This is a genomic window from Streptomyces sp. NPDC043738 (genome assembly GCF_056436545.1).
The window spans coordinates 106,352-113,626 of the sequence record NZ_JBWKCJ010000029.1; the positions used below are offsets into that span (position 1 = coordinate 106,352).

Genomic DNA, 7,275 nt, shown 5'->3' on the forward strand with positions numbered 1-7,275 from the left:
AACGGCCACCAGGCTTCGACGAAGTGCGTACGAGGAACGCGGTTGTCAGCGGTGATGGGTGGCGAGTAACGGCAAGGCACGGGCCCCGGAGTGCACGGGGGCCGGGCCGGGTTCCGGCGAAGCGCGAGTGGCTCGTGGTTGCCTGCCGGTCACAGGGTCCTCGGTCAGCAGGAGCGTCAGCAGGAGTGCCGCGGAGCGCTCGCTGAGGGCATGGGCGGTGGACAGGAGCCGGTGGCGTTGTCCGGCGGGCAGGGACAGGGCCACACACGTGGCGCGTCCGGGAATGCCGAGCGGGAACGCCACACAGACTTCGTGCTGGGAGTACTCCAGGAGGTCGAACTGGGCGGCATGCGGACCGTGTCCGTCGAGGGCCTCGAAGAGGGCTCGGGGACTGGTGATGGTGCGGTCGGTGAGCTTGATCGGCCGGTAGCGCGCGAGATGGTCCATCCGGCCGTCGAAGTCGAGCTGGGCCAGCAGGCTCTTGCCGACGGCGCTGGCGTGCGCGGTGTCGCGGAAGGCGACGTACTCCGTCACCGCCGGCGCGTCCGGGCCATAGGCGGACTGGAGGACCCTGACGTCTCCGGACATGTAGCCGCTGACGTAGACGGCGGCACCGAGGCGGTCCCGCAGGCTGGTGAGGGTCCGTTGGAGCAGCTGTGCGCGCTGCTCAGGGTGGCGGGTCATGGCCATGAGGGGGCCCGGGAAGTGCGCGCCGGCGATGGTGGAGATCAGATGCTGCCCGCGCAGCCAGTGCAGCAGCCAGGCAACCGCGGCGGGGGAGAGCCGGGTCCGGGTGGCCAGCGCCCTGGTGGTGATCCCGCCCGCGGCGTCGACGAGGTAGAGGATGTCCAAGGCCTGGGCCGCTGCCCGCCACTGCTGCGGGGTGTCGATGTGTACGGGAGTGCGGCGGGCCATCTCCGTCAGCACTGCGGGACGCAGCGCATGGGCCGACCACCAGGGCTCCTCCTGGCCGCCGTCGTTCATGGAGCCGCTGCCGTCCGTCATCTCGCCGCCGCCGTCGTCGTGCATGGTGGCGGCGGACGCGCACACGGGCTGCTCAGGTGGCAGCGGCAGCAGCAGGCCGTTGGCGGAGCCCGTGGCGCCGCATGCCGGTGTGCGCCGCGGCTGCTCGGCCACCACGGTCTCGTCGGCCGGCCAAGGCTGCGCCGGCCGTACCCGCTCGGAAGCGCCCTGACGGCCCAGCCCGGTCGCCGGTACCCAGACCAGATCGGTGCCGGCCGTCTCCGCTCCCTCCACGGCTGCCACCACGGGTCGCTCACCCGCTCCCACGCCTTCCTGCTTCGTCGCAGGCTCGGCCGGCGAGCCACACCCGAGTCCGGCGCGCACTTCGTCGACGAACTGCGGATCTTCGAGCGCGGTATGCGCCGGGGACTCGGCCCCCGTGGGGCGTGCTGACGCCGCCAACAGCTCACGGGCGTCACCGTGCCCGTGCCGCGCGGCCTCCGCGACCAGGAACCGTACGCTCTCATGTCCCTGACCACGCACCCGCGCGGTCAGGGCGGCCAGCCGGAACAGCGCCCCCGGGTGACCGGCCTCGGCCGCCGCGCCCAACCAGTCGGCGGCAGACAGCAGCTCGTCCCGGGCCAAGGCCTTCGACCCCAGCCGGTACAGCGAGTTGGCGTGCGCCCGCTTCTCGAGGGACAGCGCGTACTCGGTGGTCAGGGGGCCGAAGTCGCCACAGGGACGGTCCCAGAAGTCGGGTGCTCCGGTGAGCCGGTCCAGCAGTTCCGCGAGCGCGGACGGGACCACTGGCGCCGGGCGCCCCGCCCCGTCGCGGTGGTCGTCGTACCTGCTCACATCCCTCACCTGTCCTTCTTTCCGTGCTGTTGCTTCTTTCGGTGCCCTTCGCGAATATGCCCGGCGAGTGTGCGCCTTAGATGCGTAACCGCCTTGTTCCGCAGATTGTGGAGACGGACCGCGGGTATACCGAGCTCGGCGACGATCTCCGGATCGCTCAGCCCCCGGCTCTGCAGGTCCACCACCTGCCGCCGCAGGCTCTCCGGCATCCCTTCGATCGCGGGGAGCACCAGATCCTGCAGGACCAGTCGGTCCTCCTCCGCGAACGCCCGCTGCTCCGGCACGGCGGCCAGTGAATCGCCGCCCATCAACACCAGCCGCCGGCCCGCACCTTGCTGATCGCGGGTTCGGTCGACGGCGAGATTCCGGGCCGCGCGCCGCAGATACGCCACGATGTTCGTGTCCGCCGCGAGCCCTCCAGCGGCCGCTTTGGACCCCACACGCAGGAAGGCCTCCTGCGCGATGTCCTCGCATGCGGCCAGCGACAGCACCGGATAGGAGCGCCGCAGCTTCTGTGGCTCGGTCGCAATGAAGTCCGAGTAGTACTCCAGCAACCGCGGACCCACGTCCGAGCCCAACGCCACGACCTCCCCGGACAGGCCGTCGCCTACCACGGGCCCGGCCCCCTGCCCGCCGAACCGCCGCCGGCGGGATCGGCGCAGATCGTGATCCGCACCGTCATCCGGTGATCCCCGATCGCGTACGCCTCCCCGATCGCGTAGGCCTCCCCGATCGTGTACGACTCCGCGATCGGCGGACGGGCGGCGCACCGGCAGCGCCCCACGATGGTTCGCGGACGCCCGGCCGTTCTGGACCGAGGCGTCCCCCCGTCGTCAGGGCTGCGCTTCCGACGCAGGCGCACCAGGGTGCCCAGCGCGTTCACCGCGCTCACGGCGGCCGAGACGTACCCGGTCCACTCCAAGAACGGCGTCATGTATGTGGTCTCCATCTATTGGCCTGGGACGCGGTGCGCGTCCTCGCCCCTCTGACGAGCCCTGAGCACCACTTCTCCCTTCACCCCCTCGCTCTTCACTCGGAGGAGTGAACTCCGGCCCAGGCGTGACAAGTAGGGGACCAGCCCTCTCGGCGGCACGGCAACCACCGCCCCACGGGCGGCCGGACACCTGTCCCCAGGGGCGGCCGACCGCGCGTAACAGGGGCCAGGGGCGGTCGTTGAGCAGGCATGACTACCCTTCGGAAGATCGTCACAGCCATGGGAACGACGGCTGCGGCCGTCGGCATCGTCTTCAGCGCGGGGCCGCCCGCGACCGCCGACGGCAAGTGGTGCAACCACTCCGTCTGCATCGAGACCTACGACACGGGGACCTACCTGGGCAGGGTGGAGGTGTCGGTCGTCAACACCAACCAGCCGCACAGGATTTCCGCACGCGTGTGGGTCACCAACGACAGCGCCGACTTGTGGAGCGCCCGCACCAAAGTCGAGGACGTCGACAAGTTCCGGACCTACCGCGACCAGGCCTACCCGCAACGCCACTTCCCCGCCGGCACCCGGCTGTGCGCGGAAGGCTTCCGCGGCGGCGAGAGCGTGGGCCTTCCTTGCGTGACGCTCACCGGCTGACGCTCACCGCCCGACGTCCCCACCCGGCCGGCGGCCCAGGAGCCGGAACGCGGCCAGGCCGCCGGCCAGGGCGATGGCTGTCGCGGTGCGAAAGACCGCGTGCAGCGCGCGGGCGTACACGGCGGACGTGCTCATCGAGGCTGCGCCAACCGGGATGCGGTACGCCGCCACCGGGCCAGGCGTGAGCGCCGGGCCCCCACATCGGAGTGACTGCCGGACGGCCGGAGCCCGGCGCCCCGTTAGGACGCCGGACTCGGACTCGGCCACCCGGGGCGGCGGCCGTGCCGTCGCCCCGAACTTCACTGCTGTTCCCGGCCCGTTGGTGCTATTCCGCCTGGCTCAGCTCGGCGAACACCACCACGTTGTCCGGGTAGTAGTGCTGCGACGCGTCATAGTCGCCACCGCAGGTGATCAGGCGCAGCCCCGCGTGGTCGATGTTCTTGTAGACCTCGATGGTGGGGAACTTGTTCTTCGGGTACTGCGCGACACGGCTGACGGTGAACTTCGCGGACTTCCCGTCCGCCCGCTCGACCTCGATCGCCGCACCGGCCTTCAGGGAGGACAGCCGGTGGAACACCGACGGCTTGCCGTTCCAGCTGACATGGCCCGCGATCACGGCCGGGCCCTTTTCGCCGGGCGCCGGGCCGGGCGTGTACCAGCCCGCCTTGTCGGGGTCGACGGGCGTCTCCATCGTCCCGTCCTTCTTCTTCCCCAACGCCTCGAGGGTGGAGGAGATGTTGAGCGACGGAACGGAGATCCGCTGCGGAGCGGCCTTCCGCGCACCCCCCGTCGCCGCCTCACCGCCCTGACCGCTCCCGGCTTCCGCTCCCGTCCCCTTCTCCGTTCCGGACGCGGCCTGGCCGCCCTGTGCGGGCTGCTGCTTACCGGCGGGAGGTGCCTGCGACGCGGGGTCCCCGCCCGCACACCCGCCGAGCAGCAGCAACGCCGCAGCCGCGGCGCAGGACAGAGCTTCGCGCCTTCCCCAGTTCCTCACGCGGCGCTCCGTCCGGCCGACTCGGCGGCAGCGGCCGAGCGCTTCCTGCGGCCCAGGACGAGCGCCCCGGCCGCCGCCACGAAGGCGAGTCCGCCGGCGCCCACCAACGCCCTGGGGATCTCCTGACTCCCGGCCGTTCCGCCACCCGTCTCCACGCCGCCCACCGGGATGGATCCGACCGCGGCACCCTCGACGATTCCGCAGTTCGTGGGGGCGGTGGCTTCCTGGGGCAGCTTGGGATCGAGTTCGCTCTTGCCCACGCCGAAGTCGTACTGCTTGTTGCCGTTCGGGTCGATGCCGTGCTCCACCACATGGAGGTCCTTGATGTGCTCGACCACGTCCTGGGACACGGGGATGCTGCGCTCGTAGGAGAGGTGGCCCTGGGCGTCCGCCTTGGGCATGCGGTCGACGGCGAGCCCGCTGTCCGGGCTGGTGTCGCCGTCGGTGGTGAGCGAGATGTTGATGTCGCCGTAATGCACCGTGGCTTCGGTGTTGTTGATGATCCCGTCGCCGTCCGTGTCGGCGCTCGCGTCCGGGCACTGGAAGTCGTGACCGTCGGTGGAGCCGTGGAGGTGCTGGGCATGCGGCTGGCCCGGGACGAGCCCGTCCGCCTCGATCTTCACGTTCAGCCGGTCGCCGTCGAGGCTGAGCATCACCGTGCCCTGGCTCCCCGAGTTGTTCAGGGGTTTGAGATTGATCTGGTACGCCTTGTCCCCGGCGAGAGCCGGAGCGGCGGTCAGACCCGAGAGAGCCAGGGCGACAGGCAGAGCGAGGACGGCGGCGAGGCGAGCGGTGCGCTGGGTTGTCACGGTCGTTCGTTCCCTTCCGGCGGTCTCCCCGTCGGGATCGCCGTGGTCTCGTCCGTAGGCCCGTACAACGCGACTCCAGGCGGCCTGAGTTGACCGCCCGGTGTTGCCCGGGCACAAGTAGCCCGTAGTACGAGACGCACTGAGGCCGCGTTCAGCGCTCCGGTCGATGAGGCATCATGCCTAAAAAACGACGGCTTCTCTTGACCGCTGGGCTCCTCATGTGCCATGTGGAGGATCACGTCTCCGGCGGTTGCTCGCCGTCTGCCGGCTTAACTGCTCAGCATCACGCGAGCCGGGCCCTCGACCGTGCCCGCAGCGTCAGGGCGGCCTTGCGGCGCGGGCTACGCCGCCGCCGGAAGGCTATCCATGGCCCATACACCGAACTGCGTGTCCGCGCACAGGCGCGCTCGGCCGCACCACGGCCCGGGTCCGGAGCCGGCGCAGGGGGGACACGCCACCGACCGGGTGATGGCACTCCGTTGCAGGAGAGCGTCCGGTACTTGTGACGCATGATCAATACACGTGTTCGGTGGTTAGTCGGGGTCGTCACACTTGCGCTGGGCGCGGTGCTCGGCCCGGTCGGCGTCACTCCGGCCGCCGCGGTACCTGCCCAGATGCCCGAGCCGCCTTCGGTGGAGGTCGTCCGCACGGAGCTCGCGGACCTGACCATCGAGGCACCGCATTCGATGAACGGTTACTCGCGCGCGAAGTTCCCGCACTGGAGCCAGCAGGGAAACAACTGCGACACCCGTGAGGTCGTGCTGAAGCGTGACGGCGAGAACGTCACCCAGGACGCGCAGTGCCGAGCCGTCTCCGGTTCCTGGCGCAGCCTCTATGACGACAAGACCCTGACGTCGGCGTCGCAGGTGGACATCGACCACATGGTGCCCCTGGCCAACGCCTGGCGGTCGGGCGCCGACGACTGGACGACGGACCGGCGCAAGCAGTTCGCCAACGACCTGGCCCACTCGCAGCTGATCGCCGTCTCCGCCGCCTCCAACAGGAGCAAGGGCGACCAGTCGCCCGACCAGTGGAGACCGCCCAGCCACGGCTACTGGTGCACCTACGCCCGCGCCTGGACGGACGTCAAACACATCTACCAGCTGTCGGTGACCCAGCCGGAGGCCGACCGGCTCGCCTCGATGCTCGACACCTGCCCCTGATGTCTCCCGGACCTCGACGGCACGTCGACGAGGTGACCGCCGGACCCGGCGGCGCGATGACCGACGAGGTGGGTGTCATCACCGGTGATCTCACCATCGCCACCGTCCTCCAGCCCGGCGGCCGGGTGGCGGTGCACATCCAGTACACCGGAGCCGAGGAGTGGTACACGCTCACCGGCAGCCCGGTCGCCGTGGCGCCAGGCGGTCTGGAGGCCCTGCATACCGCCGTCGTGCAGGCCGTACGTCATGGCGGCGGGGCCGTCGTCCCCGCACCCGGCCCTCGGTGACGAGCTGCCGGAGGGACTGCGGCGATGCCGTTCCTGGACGTCGGCGCGGGCGGCCCCCGGCCGGCGGATGCCGGAGCCGGGGGCCGCGGAGGACGGGTATGACATCCGAGCTTGTCGGACGGCCTGTTCGGGGGAGGGCCACTTCTGCCGTCAGGCCCGTCCACGGCTCAAAGACTTCCGTTCCAGGTGCCTGCTCATGCGCTGCCGGCGCGATCAGAGCGCGCTGCCCGCCTGCCATGCGTTCCAGGGCAGGTTCCACCCATTGAGGCCGTTGTCCGGCTTGACGGTCCGCTCGGGCGAGTTCTTCACGACGACGACATCGCCGACCAGCGACTGGTCGAAGAACCACTTCCCCGGTGTGTCGCCCCCGCCGCCCTGGACGTCCCGCAGGCCGACGCAGCCGTGGCTGGTGCCGGAGCGACCGAAGTTCGAAGGGGCACTCCAGTAGTTGCCGTGCAGGAACGTGCCGGAGGTCGACAACCGCATCGCGTGCGGCACATCAGGGATGACGTAGGAGTCCTCGGGATTCTCGAAGCCGACGGTCGAGCCGTCCATGCGGGTCTGCACGAACTTCTCCGAGATGACCATCTGGCCGTTGTAGGTCGGGTTGTCGGGGCTGCCGCCG

10 protein-coding genes are annotated in these 7,275 nt (G+C 70.6%); 3 read left to right on the forward strand and 7 right to left on the reverse strand.

The genetic code is table 11. From position 1 onward, the window contains the following. Positions 1-45: 45 nt before the first annotated feature. From AC0680_RS30420 to AC0680_RS30430, 3 genes are read right to left on the reverse strand one after another with little or no spacing between them, the layout of a single operon-like run. Positions 46-1,818 carry an IclR family transcriptional regulator domain-containing protein gene (locus tag AC0680_RS30420; RefSeq protein ID WP_478635051.1) on the reverse strand — a complete coding sequence of 591 codons (1,773 nt, stop codon included), beginning with the start codon at positions 1,816-1,818 and terminating at the stop codon, positions 46-48. Positions 1,819-1,823: 5 nt separating this feature from the next. Beyond that, positions 1,824-2,372: an RNA polymerase sigma factor gene (locus AC0680_RS30425; protein ID WP_478635053.1), complete on the reverse strand. Its 549-nt coding sequence runs from the start codon at positions 2,370-2,372 to the stop codon at positions 1,824-1,826. 53 nt (positions 2,373-2,425) lie between these two features. After that, positions 2,426-2,752 carry a hypothetical protein gene (locus AC0680_RS30430; protein WP_478635056.1) on the reverse strand — a complete coding sequence of 109 codons (327 nt, stop codon included), beginning with the start codon at positions 2,750-2,752 and terminating at the stop codon, positions 2,426-2,428. Positions 2,753-3,031: 279 nt separating this feature from the next. Between AC0680_RS30430 and AC0680_RS30435 the strand changes: the two genes are divergently transcribed. Further along, a complete protein-coding gene (locus AC0680_RS30435; protein ID WP_478635058.1) occupies positions 3,032-3,397 on the forward strand; it encodes a hypothetical protein in 366 nt (121 codons plus the stop codon). A gap of 3 nt (positions 3,398-3,400) precedes the next feature. Here the strand turns inward: AC0680_RS30435 and AC0680_RS30440 are convergent, their stop codons facing one another. The 3 genes from AC0680_RS30440 to AC0680_RS30450 form a co-directional block, all read right to left on the reverse strand. Further along, positions 3,401-3,532, reverse strand: coding sequence for a hypothetical protein (locus tag AC0680_RS30440; protein WP_478635061.1), 132 nt, complete (start codon positions 3,530-3,532; stop codon positions 3,401-3,403). A 190-nt stretch (positions 3,533-3,722) separates the two neighbouring features. Continuing rightward, positions 3,723-4,391 carry a class F sortase gene (locus tag AC0680_RS30445; protein WP_478635062.1) on the reverse strand — a complete coding sequence of 223 codons (669 nt, stop codon included), beginning with the start codon at positions 4,389-4,391 and terminating at the stop codon, positions 3,723-3,725. Then, a complete protein-coding gene (locus tag AC0680_RS30450) occupies positions 4,388-5,200 on the reverse strand; it encodes a hypothetical protein (RefSeq protein ID WP_478635064.1) in 813 nt (270 codons plus the stop codon). Before AC0680_RS30450 ends, AC0680_RS30445 begins: the two co-directional genes overlap by 4 nt. A 614-nt stretch (positions 5,201-5,814) precedes the next feature. Here AC0680_RS30450 and AC0680_RS30455 point away from each other — a divergent pair. Beyond that, the gene (locus tag AC0680_RS30455; protein ID WP_478635067.1) at positions 5,815-6,363 is read left to right on the forward strand and encodes an HNH endonuclease family protein; all 549 of its coding nucleotides are present in this window, start codon (positions 5,815-5,817) and stop codon (positions 6,361-6,363) included. Next, the gene (locus AC0680_RS30460; protein WP_478635070.1) at positions 6,363-6,650 is read left to right on the forward strand and encodes a hypothetical protein; all 288 of its coding nucleotides are present in this window, start codon (positions 6,363-6,365) and stop codon (positions 6,648-6,650) included. Before AC0680_RS30455 ends, AC0680_RS30460 begins: the two co-directional genes overlap by 1 nt. 213 nt (positions 6,651-6,863) lie before the next feature. On the opposite strand, the gene AC0680_RS30465 is transcribed toward AC0680_RS30460, so the two are convergent. Next, positions 6,864-7,275 (reverse strand): L,D-transpeptidase (locus AC0680_RS30465; RefSeq protein WP_478635072.1); only part of this gene is annotated, 412 nt, incomplete at its 5' end.

Bases quoted from the DNA above. Each gene is read 5' to 3' on its own strand.
- AC0680_RS30430 (WP_478635056.1), bottom strand. From the start codon at position 2,752: ATGACGCCGTTCTTGGAGTGGACCGGGTACGTCTCGGCCGCCGTGAGC.
- AC0680_RS30435 (WP_478635058.1), top strand. From the start codon at position 3,032: ATGGGAACGACGGCTGCGGCCGTCGGCATCGTCTTCAGCGCGGGGCCG.
- AC0680_RS30440 (WP_478635061.1), bottom strand. From the start codon at position 3,532: ATGAGCACGTCCGCCGTGTACGCCCGCGCGCTGCACGCGGTCTTTCGC.
- AC0680_RS30455 (WP_478635067.1), top strand. From the start codon at position 5,815: ATGCCCGAGCCGCCTTCGGTGGAGGTCGTCCGCACGGAGCTCGCGGAC.
- AC0680_RS30460 (WP_478635070.1), top strand. From the start codon at position 6,363: ATGTCTCCCGGACCTCGACGGCACGTCGACGAGGTGACCGCCGGACCC.